Consider the following 15,970-nt stretch of genomic DNA (forward strand, 5'->3'; position numbering starts at 1 on the left):
TGAAAAAAGAGCCGCTATTCGCGACTCTTTTCTTGCTCTTTTGTAATATGATAATCCCTTGGTGCCCACCAAAATGCACACAAGATCCCAAGAATGACGACAATAAAAGGTGCATAAAAAATTAAGAAACTTTGCATACCTTGATTTCCTCCTATGCGTGATTGTCTTCTTTTCCTGTCACATAATTTTTATTGAACAAGAATAGTTTCATCAATAAATAGAGTGAAGGAAGAAGAAGGCACAGCCCTAAAATAAATGCGATGACTAAAGCAACCGCCATTTGTGTGCTTGTAAAACTATCATAAATTGTTAAATACGGATACAGTAAGTATGGATATTGTGCTATCCCATATGCAAAGAAGGCTACAGCAAATTGAGCAATAAGAAGCCCAACTGCAAGTCCGTACTTTTTACGCATGGCAATGAGCATGACTGTAATAATAAATAAGACAGCTGAAATCGCAAACATCCACCATAAATTCACCATGTGACTATAACTTTCTGGGTTAATGGATTTCATTTCATACATAATGCCCAGTGCACTAATCATTAACGGTGCTGCCCAAACAAGTGCATATTTTCGCATCAGTTTAGTCGCTTCTACGTCATTTGCTTTATGAGCATACCACGTTAAAAATACGGCTGAAATATACAGCACAGCAGCGATGCTCAGTACCACAATGCTCCAAGCAAATGGACTTGTATATAAAGTCCAGTAGTTTAGCACAGGTTGCCCATCAATCAGATCAACATAGCCTCCACCAGCAATGGCAAAAACAACAGATAAGGAAGCGGGAATTAATAAACCTGCCACACCGTATGTCAGCGTATACCCTATATGTCCTCGCGTGCCATACGATTCAAAGGCATAGTAGGAGCCACGAATTGCTAACAGTACAAGCGAAATACTGACTGGCACAAGTAAAATCGTTCCGTAATAAAAAGCAGTTTGTGGGAAAAATCCAACGATCCCTACGAAGAAGAATACTAAAAAGACATTGGTTACTTCCCAGACAGGCGATAAATAACGTTTGATAATATTTGTTAAAATATGATTTTTACCAATTAGTAGGCTATAAGCGTTGAAGAAGCCTGCACCAAAATCAATGGATGCGACAATGACATAGCCAAATAGAAAAATCCATAATACGGAAATACCTAATACCTCTAACGTCATAGGATGTCACCGCCTTTTTCAGAGTGGCGATCTTCAATTTCACGCTCGATTGGATTCTTTTTAAACATTCGAACCAAGACGACAATACTTCCTACTGCTAAAACTGCATAAACACCTGCGAACAATAGCATCATTAAATCCACATGGTCACTCGTAGTAGCTCCCTCCGGTGTACGCATTAGACCATACAGTATCCATGGTTGACGTCCAACTTCCGCAAGCCACCAACCTGCTTCGATGGCAATGATTGACAGAGGTCCTCCCGCAACAATAATCCATCTATACCATCGCGAATGAATAAATTGCCAGCCCCGTGCTTTCCCTACAACATAAAGTAATGAAACTAGCACCATAAACATACCAATGGACACCATAATATCAAAGAGATAATGAATATAGAGTGGTGGTAAATCCTCCTCCGCAAATTGATCTAAGCCAATTACCTCTGCGTTAGGATTAAAATGTGCAAGAATGCTCAAAGCATACGGAATTTTAATGGCGTATTTTACTTCTTCTCCATCTAATACACCAAATAATACAAGCGATGCTTTACCCTCTGTTTCAAAATGCCATTCTGCAGCGGCTAGTTTTTCGGGTTGATATTCAGCTAAGTATTTTCCTGAAAAATCTCCAATTACAGCAGCAGCTATGGAGAAAATTAAGCCAATTTTCATAAGTAAAAGCAAGGATTTTTTATGGTATACATGCTTAGAGCCTTTTAACATTCTGTATCCTGCAATAGCTGCTAGTACAAATGCCGATGTCATATACGCTGTCACAAGTACATGCGCTACCTTTGTCGGCATGGCCGGGTTAAACATCGCTAAAAAAGGTTGAATATTGACAAGTTCTCCGTTTACAATATCAAATCCTTGTGGTGCATTCATAAAAGCATTAACAATTGTAATGAAGACCGCTGACATCGACGCTCCAACAGCGACAGGAATTAATAGTAGCATATGTTTTTTCTGACTATCAAAGCGGTCCCATGTATATAAATAGATCCCTAAAAATATAGCTTCAAAGAAAAATGCAAACGTTTCCATAAACAATGGTAATGCAATCGTTTGACCAGCAAGTTGCATAAAGTTAGGCCACAATAATGAAAGCTGTAAGCCAATGGCAGTTCCTGTTACAACACCTACGGCCACAGTAATAACAAAACCACGCGCCCAACGTCTCGCCATTAAGATATAATGCTCATCATTCTTTTTATACCCAGTCCATTGAGCAATCATAATCATCAACGGGACACCTACACCAATCGTTGCATAAATAATATGGAACGATAATGTTAACTCCGTTAATGCTCGACTCCAAAAGACTGCTGATTCATTAATCATCTCATTGCCCCCCTAACTTCCAAATATTCTTCCAAGAATGGAAAGTAGCATAATAATTGCAACACCAAAACTTATCCATATAAGTTTCTTTTCTTGTGACTTATACAAAGGCAACACTTCCTTTCCCTTATCCATACCCCCATTTTCCACTATTACAACGAATAAAACCTTAATAACGGACCGAAATTTCAGGCTATTATTAAGGTTTCAAATTTTGTTCAACTAATATACGCACATTTGCCAAACATTTTTCTAAATTCATTCACAATCTAAGTTCTAAAGATGAAATTGTATAATTTAGTCCATTCCAATTTAATAAAGGAAGCAATCGGATTAAGTAGGTTTTCAGAGATTCTTATGTGGCACAGTTCTGGTTTTCGACTTCTATTGGGAAAGTTAACTTTGGGAGTGTGGGGGGTAGATATTTTTGGGAGTGGTGAAGCTTTTCTCTTTAGGGGACTTCCTAATATGCAGATCCCTTACTTTTATAAGTACGATCAGATAGAATCCAAAAAGCTCATCCAACTAAAATAGGATGAGCTTTTTGGATTGATTAAATACGGTCTTCTTCTCGAATATCTGCAAGTGGGACAAAGATTTCAATGTGACGCTTCAGATTTTCAAATGTCGCCGGTGCGTCTCCGCCATATTCGCCATCTAGGTTAAGATGGACTTCGTTTTCAGTCGTAACTTTGACAACGCTGGCTTTTTTATAAATGACACGATCGTCATTTAAATGTTCGCCTCGTAATGCCATAGCAGCTAGTTGAATAAACTCTGGAAGGCTTACTTTTTTCAGTACTATTACTGTAAAGTAACCATCATTAATACTCGCATCAGGGGCAAGTTTTTCAAAGCCACCTACTGAATTCGTTAAACCACATAGGAACATCATGGCGTCCCCATCAAATACTTCGCCATCATATTCAATACGCATATGGGAAGCTTTGATGGATGGAATCATTTCTACTGCCTTTACATAATAGGCTAACTGACCAAGCATTGTTTTCATTTTACTTGGTACTTCATAAGTGAGTTCTGTAATGCGTCCCCCAGCAGCAATATTAATGAAATAGCGTTCGCCATTTAAGAGACCCACGTCCACTGGTAATGTGTCGCCTTGAATTATAATGTCTACAGCCTCATCAATATTTCGAGGAATATGCACAGCACGGGCAAAATCATTTGTAGTACCCATCGGAATTAGACCAACTTTCGGACGGTTTTCAAATGGACTTACACCTGAAACAACTTCATTTAATGTGCCATCTCCACCAACTGCGATGATGATATCAAAACCACGCTCTACCGCATTTTTTGCTGCAAGCGTTGCATCTCCCTCACATGTTGTTGCATGACAGGATGTCTCATAGCCTGCTACCTCTAGTTTTTCCAACACCTCTGGTAGATGTTTCTTAAATACTTCGCGTCCAGATGTAGGATTATAAATGATTCTTGCTCGTTTCATAACATACCTTCCTGCTTCATAAGATTCTATTTCATTCAACGAAATTCTACGTTGAAATGTTGCAATGCTCTTGTTATTTTTGTAATGCGTTTGTTACCTGTTTTTTAAAGTCCTCATAGACATACGTCCAGTAAGTTGAGTTCGAGATATTTTCCTCTCGAATTTCTGCATAAAGAGCTTTTTGAGCTTCTTCAAATGTTGGATCTTCTTTATCTGGTAAACTCGCTCGTTTCGTTACGACTAACTCTTGTAATTCAGGCGCACGTGGTCCCCATTTTCCTACAACCTCACCTGCATCATCTAACAACAGATAAATCGGGATAGCACGACCACCGTTTGTTAAATAACGATCAATTAACTCTGTATCAGCATCGCGAAAAACGGTACGCATTTCTAACCCTGCCGCTTCAGCAACACGACGAATAATAGGGTTGTTTAACATAGCGTCTCCGCACCAATCTTCTGTAATAGTTAAAATTTTTGGCTGCTTATCTTTTAGTAATTCGATGAAGCCATCGTTTGTTGGCACTTCAAAACCATCATAAATACGGAAGCTCTCTTCTTTCAACGTCGTCATGTTCTCCATATATTGTTGTATCGAAATAGCTTCTTGAAAATATTGTTGTTCAGTTTTCATTGGCTCGTCCCCCTTATTATTGTCTATTCTATATTTTGCTATGAATACTCTTTTTAAACAACTATTAAGTGTTATAAATTGCAAATTAGTTACATTTTTGAAAATTAATAGCCGAGGGAGCAATAAAGCTCTCTCGGCTATTATGTTACAACGAGTATTATCGTTTGGCAATTTCTTGTTGTAATAATTTATTAACCATTGGAGGGTTGGCTTGACCTTTTGTTGCCTTCATAATTTGACCAACTAAGAAGCCAATCGCACGATCTTTACCATTTTTAAAGTCTTCGATAGATTGTGCATTGTTATCTAAAACTTCTGTTACGATGGCTAGTAGTGCACCTTCATCGGAAATTTGAACTAAACCTTTCGCCTTCACAATATCCTGTGCAGAACCACCGTTTTCTACTAATTCAGCAAATACTTTTTTACCGATCTTAGAAGAAATTGTTCCGTCAGTGATCAATTTCACCATCTCAGCAAGGTTTTCTGGTGTTAGTGCAGTATCTTTAAGGTCTTTTTGTTCCGCATTTAAGTAAGCTGAAACATCACCCATTAGCCAGTTAGCAGAAAGTTTCGCATCTGCACCGTTCACAATCATTGCCTCGAAGAAGTCTGAGATTTCTTTAGAAATAACAAGAACTCCTGCATCATATGGTGTTAAGCCTAATTCTTCTACATAACGTTTTTTACGAGCATCTGGAAGCTCAGGAATTTCTGATTTCACTCTCTCTAGCCATGCATCATCAATCGAAAGACGAACTAAGTCTGGCTCTGGGAAGTAACGGTAATCATCTGTTCCCTCTTTCACACGCATTAAAATTGTTTTACCTGTTTTTTCATCGAAACGACGTGTTTCTTGCTCAATAATACCGCCTGATAATAATACATCTGCTTGACGTAATTCCTCATGCTCTAAACCACGACGAACATAGTTGAAGGAGTTCAGGTTTTTAAGCTCCGTTTTTGTGCCAAATTCTTCTTGACCATACGGACGAAGAGAAATGTTGGCATCACAACGTAATGAGCCTTCTTCCATCTTACAATCAGATACGTCTGTATATTGAATAATTGATTTTAATTTTTCTAGGTAAGCATATGCTTCGTTTGGTGTACGAATGTCTGGCTCAGAAACAATCTCAACAAGTGGTGTACCTTGACGGTTAAAGTCAACTAATGAGTGATCCCCAGCATGTGAAAGTTTACCAGCATCTTCTTCCATATGAAGACGTGTAATACCGATACGTTTTGTATAGCCGTCTACTTCAATATCGATCCAGCCGTTTTTACCGATTGGTTTATCAAATTGTGAAATTTGATAAGCTTTCGGATTATCTGGATAGAAGTAGTTTTTACGGTCAAATTTTGTTTCTTGTTCGATTTCCATATTAAGTGCAAGTGCAGCACGCATTGCGAAATCTACTACATTTTTGTTAAGGACTGGTAGGACACCAGGGTACCCTAAATCAATTACTGTTGTATTTGTATTTGGTTCAGCACCAAAATGAGCTGGTGCTGGTGAGAAGATTTTTGAGTTTGTTTTCAACTCAACGTGTACTTCTAAACCAATGACTGTTTCAAAGTTCATGTTATTTTCCCTCCCACATTTGAGGAACTTGTTTATGGAACTCTGTTGCTTGTTCAAAAGCATGAGCTACACGGTAAATAGTTGCTTCATCGAAGTATTTACCAATAATTTGTAAACCAAGTGGTAGTCCGTTTTCAAAGCCACATGGAATTGAAATAGCAGGTACTCCAGCTAAGTTCATCGGGATTGTTAAAATATCGTTCGCATACATTGTCATCGGATCATCGACGTTTTCACCAATTTTAAATGCTGGTGTTGGGGATGTAGGCCCAATGATAACATCAAAGTCTTCAAATACTTTGTCGTAGTCTGCTTTGATAAGTGTACGTGCTTGTTGCGCTTTTTTATAATACGCATCATACGTGCCGGCACTTAGTGAGTAAGTTCCAAGCATGATGCGGCGTTTTACTTCATCACCAAAACCTTGTGCACGTGTTTCTTTATAAAGGTCCATCAAATTTGTAACATTTTCTGCACGGAAACCATAACGGATACCATCGAAACGAGATAAGTTAGAAGACGCTTCAGATGAAGAAAGGATATAGTATGCAGCAAGTGCATATTTTGAATGAGGAAGTGATACTTCTTCTACAGTAGCACCTAGGCCTTTTAATACCTCTAATGCAGTAAGCACTGATTGACGTGCTGCTTCGCCAACACCTTCACCAAGGAATTCCTTTGGTACAGCAATACGTAAGCCTTTTACATCACCAGTAAGCGCTGCAGCGTAATTTGGTACCTCTACGTTTGCCGATGTAGAATCATTTGGATCTAAGCCTGCGATGGCTTCTAATAATAGCGCATTATCTTCAACGTTGCGTGTAATTGGTCCAATTTGATCTAAAGAAGAGGCAAATGCAACTAGACCAAAACGAGATACACGACCATATGTAGGCTTCATCCCTACAACACCACAGTAAGCTGCTGGTTGACGGATTGAACCACCTGTATCTGAACCAAGAGAGAATGGTACTTCACCTGCTGCTACTGCTGCTGCAGATGCACCTGAAGATCCCCCTGGTACGTGGTTTAAGTTCCATGGATTTTTTGTTGTTTTATAGTATGAGTTTTCGTTAGAAGAACCCATTGCAAACTCGTCCATGTTTAATTTACCCACTGTAATCATGCCAGCTTCACGTAACTTATTGACAACAGTGGCATCATAAATTGGCATAAAGCCTTCTAGAATTTTAGAGGCACAAGTTGTTTCTAAACCTTCTGTTACGATGTTGTCTTTCACACCGATTGGAAGACCAAACAGTGGTCCACGCTCTTCAAATGGGACTTTATCCATTTCAGCAGCTTGTGCAGTTGCTTTTTCTTCGTTTGAAGCAAGGAATGCTTGTACATCACTGTCAAGCTTTGCAATACGCTCGTATGCTTCTTTCGTTAAGTCAGCGATTGATAAGTTACCTGCTTTCATTTCCGCTTGTAACTCCTTAGCTGAACGTTCAAATAACGTCATGAGGAATCCTCCTATGTTTTAGTATTACATGATAGCTGGTACTTTTACTTGACCATCTTCTTGTTCTTTTACGTTTAACATCATTACTTCACGGTCTAAACCTTTTACAGCTACGTCTTCACGCATTACATTCACTAGTGGTAAAACGTGAGTTGTTGGTTCAACATTCGTTGTATCTAGCTCATTTAACTGCTCCGCAAAGTCTGTAATTTTTCCAAGCTGTTCAGCAAATTTCTCTGCTTCTTCTTCTGTAATAGCAAGACGTGCTAAATTTGCCACGTGCTTTACTTCTTCTTTTGTTAATTTAGCCATTTTTCACACCTCCGAATACTGGTTCAATTCATTGTTTTTATTGATAACAATAGGGTTGAATAAAGTTAACCATGCCAATAATCATAACATTTTTCATATTAAAAATCACAACTTTCACTAAAAATATAGAAACTTTCACTACTATAACAAAGTGTTGTCTCTATCTACCTATTGTGTCCCTCTAATTCTAGCCATCTACATAAAAATATAGCCAGCACAAAGGCTGACTATATTAATCATAGACATGCACGTAAGGGTCCTTATCATTGGCCTTCTTAATGATTAATGCCTCTGGGCCATTTATAGAAGTAACGCTCACCTCAACATGAATATTATCAAATTGATTGATTAGAATACCCGTCAAATATTGCGTAAAGCCTATTATTTCTGCTTTACCGAAAAATTGGATTGGAATTTCAATCGAAAGATTTTGTATTTGCTTATTACGATAGAAGCCTGTTCCGATCACACTTGTATAATTCGAGAAATATTTATCAACGTCTTGCTTAAAAATTTTGAAGTTATTGCTGACATCTCGGTAAACATCCTGTGAATCATCAGTTGGGAACAAGACATAATTTTCATCGATACCTTCCCACTCTGCAATACTGTTCTGTCCAGCTTTTGCTATACCATAGCTAAAATATGACCCTGGAATAATTTGATTGCGAGCTTGCTGCTTAAACAAACCAACAACAATTGGTACATCTTTTAACTCTTCGCGTGTACGTAAACGGGAAACAATTTCAGCGGCCATTTTTTTGCCTTGCTCAACAAGTTCAGCTTCTGAAATTGGTTTTTCGTAATATTCGCCATACTGTTCCTTTTGGTAATAATAAATAGAGTTTAAGGCAAGACCTATTGAAATTCCGCCTAATTTCACTTTATTATCATTCGTTTTTGTTAAGTAATTTTGCTCTACAATGTGGGATAAATAAACGGGAGCCTTCGTTGCCCGTTCTTCTGGTGTCATTGTGTCTGTGGTCGGCGGATTTAATCCATCTTCTGTTTGTGAACTACGGGCAAGCCAAGAGCTCACCGTACTTTCAGCTAAATATTGACCTTCTTGGAAGTAATAGTTTTCCGTGTCAAACTCATTTTGAGATAGACGCATTAAACCAGATTCAACTTCCTTCATATCATATTTCGTATAAATATTAGACACAACAAGACCTCTGCTTGCACTCTCTTTATAAGGAATAAGCGTCTTATAATAGGATTCATCAATTTGTATGCTTGGGATAATTGTTGTTTCAGCTTTTTCTTTCTGTTGCGTTTCCTGTGTAAGCTCTGTTTCCTTCTTGTCAGAAGGTACACAGCCGACTAGCATTGCAGCAGCTACAATTGCTGGAATGAGTCGAAAAGACTTCATTATTTAGTGCTCCTTTACTAATAGTCAGTTTTAGGTCGAAGAATCACTCAACGCCATGATGTAATCGTTTCGCATTCTCCCTGTGAGAAAGATATGCTGTCATGCACTTATTAGATGAGGTTAAGTTGTTCAATTAAGTTGTCTTCATTCCAAACTTCGATACCTAATTGCTCAGCCTTTGTCAGTTTAGAGCCTGCATCTGCTCCTGCGATCACAAGGTCTGTTTTTTTGCTGACACTGCCTGTGACAGTACCACCTAACTCTTCTATTTTCGCCTTTGCTTCGTTGCGTGTCAATTGCTCAAGTTTACCAGTTAAAACAATTGTTTTACCTGCAAAGGGACTATCACCTATAGCCACTTCTACTTTTTTACCTTTATACGTCATATTCACGCCTGCCTCAGCAAGACGCTCAATGACTGCACGTGCATCTTCATTGGAGAAATACTCTACTAACGAAGAAGCCATTTTATCGCCAATTTCATAAATCGCTACTAGCTGTTCCTCTGTTGCTGCCATTACTGCTTCCATCGAACCAAATTGCTCTGATACGATTTTAGCTGCCTTTTCACCAACATGACGTATACCTAAACCTATTAATAAACGTTCCATTGAGTTTTCCTTTGAGGCTTGAATGGCATTCACTAAATTGGTTGCAGATTTTTCGCCCATACGTTCTAGTTCTACAAGTTGCTCAACTGTTAAATGATATAAATCAGATACATCATGTATTAAATCTGCACGCAATAATTGCTCTACTACTTTATCTCCAAGTCCATCAATATTCATCGCATTGCGCGAAACAAAGTATTTTATGCTTTCCGCAATTTGAGCAAAGCAGGCAGGATTTACACAGCGTAGAGCTACTTCACCTTCAATACGAATCAATTCACTATCACAAACAGGGCAATTTTTTGGCATGACAAAAGGGACTGAGTCCTCTGGACGTTGCTCTATTAGCACACCTACCACTTGAGGAATGATATCACCAGCTTTTCGAATAATGACTGTATCTCCAAGGCGAATATCCTTCTCTCGAATTAAATCTTCATTGTGCAACGATGCACGTTGTACCGTCGTCCCTGCTACTTGTACTGGCGTTAAAATAGCCGTTGGTGTTACTACACCTGTACGTCCTACTGTTAAATCAATAGTAAGTAATGTTGTGACAACTTCCTCTGCTGGAAATTTGTAGGCAATGGCCCAGCGTGGACTTTTGGCAGTGTAGCCTAGCTCATCTTGTTGAGCATACCGATCTACTTTGATAACGATACCATCAATTTCGTAAGCTAAACTCGGACGGTTTTCTGTCCAATGCTCTATAAAGGCCATGACCTCTTCAATTGTCGAGCAACGCTGACGCTCTTTGTTCGAAGGGAAACCAAGACCCTCTAAATAATCAAGCATTTCCGCATGCCCATCAATACCATATAACTCACCATCTCCACCAATAGCATAGATAAAAGTTGATAATTGACGACTTGCCGCAATTTTTGGGTCTAACTGACGTAGTGAGCCAGCAGCCGCATTACGCGGGTTAGCAAATAATTCTTCTCCATTGTCAGCACGGTGCGTATTTAATTTTTCAAATGATTTTTTTGGCATGTACGCCTCACCACGTACTTCGATTGTCACAGGATCTTTTAAACGTAGTGGGATCGCTCGGATTGTCTTTAAATTGGCTGTAATATCTTCGCCTACAACACCATCTCCTCTTGTTGCCCCTTGTACAAACACGCCATTTTCATATTTCAATGAAATAGCCAAACCATCTATTTTCAGCTCACATACATAAGAAAATTGGTCTCCAATTGCCTGGCGTACTTTACGATCGAACTCTCGTAAATCTGCTTCATTAAAAGCATTTGAAAGACTAAGCATTGGATAATCATGTGTTACTTTTTTAAAGCCCTCAACCACTGCTCCACCAACACGCTGTGTAGGAGAATCGGGATAAATGAGTGATGGATTCGCTTCCTCTAATGCGATCAGTTCATGTAATAATTGATCGTATACACTATCAGCTACAACAGGATTATCTAACACATAATAGGCGTGACCATATTCATGCAATATTTTATTTAACTCCGCTACACGCTGTTCTATTCCGTTCATTTATGTTCCTCCGCTTACGCTTTTTCAATCGGTGCAAATTGAGCTAGTAATCGTTTTATGCCAATTGGTTGTGGAAAGGCGATATCAAGCTCTGTACTATCACCTTCACCTTTTACACTGACTACCATACCCGTTCCCCATTTTTTATGAATTGCCTTATCTCCAGCCTTCCAGCCAAATTGATCTCCACCCGTTGCTTGTAAACGAGCTGTAGCAGGCTGTGTTTGTTGAATAGCACCAAGCGTGCGCTTTTGATAGCCAGCTGTTGAACGATTATTAGAGGCAAACGGTAGCTTTGATTCTGCACCTGCCTTAGAAATGGACTCTGTAATGTCTTCTGAAATTTCACCTAAGAATCGGGAGGCGTTATTAAAGCTTGAACGACCAAAAATTGTTCGGCTTTGTGCACATGTTAAATAGAGACGTTCCTCAGCTCGTGTCACGCCAACATACATAAGACGGCGTTCCTCTTCCATCTCATCTTGATCGTCTAAAGAGCGTGAATGTGGGAATATATTTTCCTCCATACCGATAATAAAGACAATAGGGAATTCTAAGCCTTTAGCGGCATGCATCGTCATTAAAATAATATTGCCCTTAGAAGCATCTTCTTTATCTAGTGCATCAATATCAGCAATAAGAGCTAAATCTGTTAAAAAAGCAATTAAGCTTTTATCATCACTGCGCTCCTCAAAAGCCTTTGTGACAGATAAAAACTCTTCAATATTCTCTAGACGACTTTCTGCTTCAATTGTTTTTTCATTTTGCAGCATTGTACGGTAGCCTGATTTATCGATGACTTGCTCCACAATTTCAGTAACAGATAAATAATCCTGCATCTCTGTAAAGCCTTTAATCATTGCATAAAATTGCTCAGCTGAATTTGCTGCTTTCCCAGTTAGACCCATGAATACAAGATCATTCATCGCATCAAAAATGGAACGATCCTGATCAATCGCATAGCGTGCCATTTTTTCAAAGGATGTAGCTCCAATACTACGCTTCGGCTCATTAATAATACGTGCCAGTGATAAATCATCATCATTATTGGCAATCAGTCGTAAATAAGCTAGTAAGTCTTTAATCTCTTTTCGATCATAGAACTTTGTTCCGCCCACTATTTGATAGGCCATATTGGATTTAACAAGTACTTCCTCCATCACACGTGATTGAGCATTCGTACGATATAAAATAGCAAAGTCATCAAATGAACGATTTTCTTTTTCAATTAATTGCTGAATCGTTTGTACAACAAATTGCGCTTCTTCTTGCTCATTATAAGCTTTATATAAGGCAATTTTTTCACCCTCTGCATTTTCTGTGCGCAGTTCTTTTGGGTAACGTGTTGTATTATTTTGAATGACGTCATTTGCCGCCTGTAGGATGCGTTTAGTAGAACGATAATTCTGCTCAAGCATTATGACCTTGGCGTTAGGATAATCCTTTTCAAAAGATAGGATATTGCCAATGTCAGCACCACGCCATCGATAGATGGACTGATCGGAGTCCCCTACAACACAAATATTTTTAAATTTCTTTGCCAGTAACTGTACAAGTAAATATTGAGATTTATTCGTATCTTGGTACTCATCTACATGAATATATTGAAATTTATTTTGATAGTATTCGAGCACTTCAGGCACACGTTTAAACAATGTAATCGTCGTCATAATCAAATCATCAAAATCGAGCGATTGATTGCGGCGTAGTCTTTTTTCATAGCCTTTATAGACACGTGCAACGGTTTGTTCATAAGGGTTTTTATCGTTCATTTGTCCAGCGTAATCGTCAGCAGTAATACATTCATTTTTCGCTGCACTAATCGCATTTAAAATCGCTCGTGGCTCAAAACGTTTAGGGTCAATATTCTCATCCTTCATCACATTTTTGATGACTGATAGCTGATCAGTGGAATCTAAAATGGAGAAATTACGAGATATGCCTAGTTGATCGATATTACGACGTAAAATTCTTACACACATTGAGTGGAAAGTAGAAACCCACATACTATCGCCGGTACCATTCCCTAGAACGCCATCAATACGCTCGCGCATTTCTCGTGCTGCTTTATTCGTAAACGTAATCGCCAAAATCTTTGATGGATATACTTCCTTTTCGATCACTAAATAAGCAATACGATGTGTTAAAACACGTGTTTTTCCTGACCCAGCACCTGCCATAATAAGTAACGGTCCATCAGTTGTTTTGACCGCTCTTTCCTGTTCAGGATTCATTCCTGCTAGTAAATTTTTTGTTAACTGTTCCATTTTGCACCGCCTTACAAACATTTGTTCTAAAATTATAACGTATTTTTAACAGCCTTAACAGTCGCAAGTGCAGCTTTTAAATCATCATATATAATATTTCCAACTACTACCGTATCTGCAAACTGTGCCATTTCCTCCGCTTGCTTTGCAGATGTTATGCCTCCACCATAAAAGAGCTTCGTATGTTTCAGCTCGTTTTTCACTGCGCGAACTACCTCTAGATCCCCATACATCCCGCTGTACTCGACATAAAATACAGGCAATTTAAAGAAATTTTCCGCCATGCGTGCATAGGCCACTACATCGTCAATCGTTAAATCCGTTTTCGCACCTGTTACTTGTGCTACTTTACAATCAGGATTTAAAATACAATATCCTTCTGCTACCAACTCTTCCCACACCATGATATCTCCGTACTCTTTTATGGCCTCATGATGTAAATTTTTAATCCATTTTGGATCATCACTATTTAATACCGTTGGAATAAAATAATAATCATATCCTGGAGTTACCGCATCAATTGTAGAAATTTCAAGCGCTATTGGTACCTCAAAACGACGTACACGAACAAGCAAATCTAATACGCCATCTAATGTCACATCATCCGTACCACCTACTAAAATGACATCTGTGCCTGACTCACAAATTTTTTCTAGTGCCTCATCTGAAATGTCCTTAGCTGGATCTAGCTTGAACACATGTCTCCATTCTAAATAATCCATTTAATTGACCACCTATCATTTTCTATCTATTCGTTTACAAGTATAGCTTATGATTCACGACAAAAAAATGAAAAAGACTGAGCAGAACTTCTACCCAGCCTCTTTCCCTACTATTCTTTTGGTGCTTGAAACGGTTTTTCATCAGGATACAAACGACCTAACATTTCATCATATGTATCATTCCCATAATCGAAGCAGCGACGCACACGTGAAATAGTTGCTGTACTTGCTCCTGTTTCCTTTTTAATGGATTCATAGGTTTTCTTCAAACGCAATAAATGTGCAACCTCAAAGCGTTGTGCCAACGATTGAATTTCACTAATCGTACATAAATCATCAAAAAACTTATAGCATTCTTCGATGTCTTTCAACTCTAACACGGCTTTAAATAATTGATCTGTTTGATGCCCCCGAATTTTTTCGATTTGCATGCAATTTTCCTCCCTTTAAGGCTGCGTTTTCACCATTGCTTGTAACCCTGGTGAAGATGGTACGAAATGAACCCACGACTTTCCTGGTACAAGCTTTACAGGCTCCCCTGATTGCTCTACAGCCATTGGTATTCCATTAACGTTCGTCCATTCGACTTCCCTCAAATAGCCATTTTGAAATACATACGCATTTCCACCAGACGTTAAATCAATTGCTTGGCGACCAACATCATCAATGGTTTGATGGTCCATTTCAAAAAATAGTACATTTGCCAATGATACTGTTTCGCCTGTTAACATATCCTTTGTGTCCACGCCAGCCGATTGTCGTTCATAGTGATTACTTTGATGATCATACACATACGAGTTGTGGAAATCTTCATTCTTTCCATAGTAAATATCAACTTGACTTGTTTCAATGCCTATTTTACCACGTTCATCGGGTTCATAAAAAGTCTGAAGTACTTTTTCACTGTAATTCATTGAAGCGCCTACCATTTCAGCACCTTTTAGGATGTTTTCGGATGTAATATATGAATTATGCGGAGCCACACGGTCCCTGGAACGACTAAAAAGTATACCATCATAAGCCATTCCATTGATATGATCGACGATACGATGATCGAGCATCGTTTTTGCCTCTGGACTATAGCCATGTGCTACATAAAAAGCATCAAATCCCTTTGCCATATCAATGAAATAGGAGCGTGCACTTCGAACTGGACCAATATTTTCAGGTAGCTCACTTTGGTATATTGCTAAAAAGCGTGTCACATTGCCTTCCGCAAGCATTTCATAAATGACATCTGCATCAGCCAATCCAGATTGTGGACGTGCTGCTGGATGATTATTAATTGTGACCATAATAGGCCGCTGTGTAATTTCTTCTAGCACAGCCTCCCCAGTGAGTGGAGCCACGAATTTGGGTTGTTGAACAGGCTCCTCCCCAACCGTTTCTTCCTCCACTATAGAGTCATCGTCTTCTCTTACTTTTGGTGTATCCTTTGAACATCCACCGATCAACAAAGCACTAAATGCCATTGCAATCCATAATTTCTTTGATTTGAACACAAGCAT

14 protein-coding genes are annotated in these 15,970 nt (G+C 38.8%); all 14 read right to left on the reverse strand.

What is annotated here, in order from left to right:
• Positions 1-14 precede the first annotated feature (14 nt).
• Positions 15-137 carry a cytochrome bd oxidase small subunit CydS gene (gene cydS / locus MKY46_RS20365; protein ID WP_004225690.1) on the reverse strand — a complete coding sequence of 41 codons (123 nt, stop codon included), beginning with the start codon at positions 135-137 and terminating at the stop codon, positions 15-17.
• A gap of 14 nt (positions 138-151) precedes the next feature.
• On the reverse strand, positions 152-1,177 hold the full coding sequence (locus tag MKY46_RS20370) for a cytochrome d ubiquinol oxidase subunit II (protein ID WP_036123446.1): 1,026 nt from the start codon (positions 1,175-1,177) through the stop codon (positions 152-154).
• Entirely contained in the window at positions 1,174-2,520 is a 1,347-nt protein-coding gene (locus tag MKY46_RS20375) for a cytochrome ubiquinol oxidase subunit I (RefSeq protein WP_036123448.1), read from the reverse strand. The genes MKY46_RS20370 and MKY46_RS20375 overlap by 4 nt, the downstream gene beginning before the upstream one ends.
• Positions 2,521-3,073: 553 nt before the next feature.
• A complete protein-coding gene (locus MKY46_RS20380; protein ID WP_036123451.1) occupies positions 3,074-3,988 on the reverse strand; it encodes a diacylglycerol kinase in 915 nt (304 codons plus the stop codon).
• 73 nt (positions 3,989-4,061) lie between these two features.
• Positions 4,062-4,625 (reverse strand): thioredoxin family protein, encoded by a 564-nt coding sequence (locus MKY46_RS20385; protein ID WP_036123452.1) that lies wholly within the window; start codon positions 4,623-4,625, stop codon positions 4,062-4,064.
• 157 nt (positions 4,626-4,782) lie between these two features.
• Positions 4,783-6,210, reverse strand: a complete 1,428-nt coding sequence (gene gatB, locus MKY46_RS20390; RefSeq protein ID WP_036123454.1) for an Asp-tRNA(Asn)/Glu-tRNA(Gln) amidotransferase subunit GatB — start codon at positions 6,208-6,210, stop codon at positions 4,783-4,785.
• A 1-nt stretch (position 6,211) separates the two neighbouring features.
• Positions 6,212-7,675: an Asp-tRNA(Asn)/Glu-tRNA(Gln) amidotransferase subunit GatA gene (gene gatA, locus MKY46_RS20395; protein WP_058844195.1), complete on the reverse strand. Its 1,464-nt coding sequence runs from the start codon at positions 7,673-7,675 to the stop codon at positions 6,212-6,214.
• A gap of 24 nt (positions 7,676-7,699) precedes the next feature.
• Positions 7,700-7,987: an Asp-tRNA(Asn)/Glu-tRNA(Gln) amidotransferase subunit GatC gene (gene gatC, locus MKY46_RS20400; RefSeq protein WP_004225708.1), complete on the reverse strand. Its 288-nt coding sequence runs from the start codon at positions 7,985-7,987 to the stop codon at positions 7,700-7,702.
• Between the two features lie 232 nt (positions 7,988-8,219).
• On the reverse strand, positions 8,220-9,359 hold the full coding sequence (locus MKY46_RS20405) for a CamS family sex pheromone protein (RefSeq protein WP_036123459.1): 1,140 nt from the start codon (positions 9,357-9,359) through the stop codon (positions 8,220-8,222).
• Between the two features lie 110 nt (positions 9,360-9,469).
• Positions 9,470-11,473, reverse strand: a complete 2,004-nt coding sequence (ligA, locus tag MKY46_RS20410; RefSeq protein WP_340835256.1) for an NAD-dependent DNA ligase LigA — start codon at positions 11,471-11,473, stop codon at positions 9,470-9,472.
• 14 nt (positions 11,474-11,487) lie between these two features.
• The gene (gene pcrA, locus MKY46_RS20415; protein ID WP_089934640.1) at positions 11,488-13,740 is read right to left on the reverse strand and encodes a DNA helicase PcrA; all 2,253 of its coding nucleotides are present in this window, start codon (positions 13,738-13,740) and stop codon (positions 11,488-11,490) included.
• A gap of 32 nt (positions 13,741-13,772) precedes the next feature.
• Positions 13,773-14,462 carry a heptaprenylglyceryl phosphate synthase gene (locus tag MKY46_RS20420; protein WP_101966911.1) on the reverse strand — a complete coding sequence of 230 codons (690 nt, stop codon included), beginning with the start codon at positions 14,460-14,462 and terminating at the stop codon, positions 13,773-13,775.
• A gap of 110 nt (positions 14,463-14,572) precedes the next feature.
• The gene (locus tag MKY46_RS20425; RefSeq protein ID WP_004225717.1) at positions 14,573-14,893 is read right to left on the reverse strand and encodes a YerC/YecD family TrpR-related protein; all 321 of its coding nucleotides are present in this window, start codon (positions 14,891-14,893) and stop codon (positions 14,573-14,575) included.
• A gap of 15 nt (positions 14,894-14,908) precedes the next feature.
• Positions 14,909-15,964 carry a DUF3048 domain-containing protein gene (locus MKY46_RS20430; RefSeq protein ID WP_445299955.1) on the reverse strand — a complete coding sequence of 352 codons (1,056 nt, stop codon included), beginning with the start codon at positions 15,962-15,964 and terminating at the stop codon, positions 14,909-14,911.
• Between the last annotated feature and the right edge of the window lie 6 nt (positions 15,965-15,970).

The sequence above is a fragment of the Lysinibacillus sp. FSL M8-0355 genome (assembly GCF_038008985.1).
In the GTDB taxonomy this organism is placed as follows: Bacteria; Bacillota; Bacilli; order Bacillales_A; family Planococcaceae; genus Lysinibacillus; species Lysinibacillus fusiformis_D.

Excerpts from the sequence above, each read along its gene's own strand:
- MKY46_RS20370 (WP_036123446.1), bottom strand. The coding sequence starts at position 1,177 with ATGACGTTAGAGGTATTAGGTATTTCCGTATTATGGATTTTTCTATTT.
- MKY46_RS20425 (WP_004225717.1), bottom strand. The coding sequence starts at position 14,893 with ATGCAAATCGAAAAAATTCGGGGGCATCAAACAGATCAATTATTTAAA.
- MKY46_RS20405 (WP_036123459.1), bottom strand. The coding sequence starts at position 9,359 with ATGAAGTCTTTTCGACTCATTCCAGCAATTGTAGCTGCTGCAATGCTA.
- gatA (WP_058844195.1), bottom strand. The coding sequence starts at position 7,675 with ATGACGTTATTTGAACGTTCAGCTAAGGAGTTACAAGCGGAAATGAAA.
- MKY46_RS20375 (WP_036123448.1), bottom strand. The coding sequence starts at position 2,520 with ATGATTAATGAATCAGCAGTCTTTTGGAGTCGAGCATTAACGGAGTTA.
- cydS (WP_004225690.1), bottom strand. The coding sequence starts at position 137 with ATGCAAAGTTTCTTAATTTTTTATGCACCTTTTATTGTCGTCATTCTT.
- pcrA (WP_089934640.1), bottom strand. The coding sequence starts at position 13,740 with ATGGAACAGTTAACAAAAAATTTACTAGCAGGAATGAATCCTGAACAG.
- ligA (WP_340835256.1), bottom strand. The coding sequence starts at position 11,473 with ATGAACGGAATAGAACAGCGTGTAGCGGAGTTAAATAAAATATTGCAT.
- gatB (WP_036123454.1), bottom strand. The coding sequence starts at position 6,210 with ATGAACTTTGAAACAGTCATTGGTTTAGAAGTACACGTTGAGTTGAAA.
- MKY46_RS20420 (WP_101966911.1), bottom strand. The coding sequence starts at position 14,462 with ATGGATTATTTAGAATGGAGACATGTGTTCAAGCTAGATCCAGCTAAG.
- MKY46_RS20380 (WP_036123451.1), bottom strand. The coding sequence starts at position 3,988 with ATGAAACGAGCAAGAATCATTTATAATCCTACATCTGGACGCGAAGTA.
- MKY46_RS20385 (WP_036123452.1), bottom strand. The coding sequence starts at position 4,625 with ATGAAAACTGAACAACAATATTTTCAAGAAGCTATTTCGATACAACAA.
- gatC (WP_004225708.1), bottom strand. The coding sequence starts at position 7,987 with ATGGCTAAATTAACAAAAGAAGAAGTAAAGCACGTGGCAAATTTAGCA.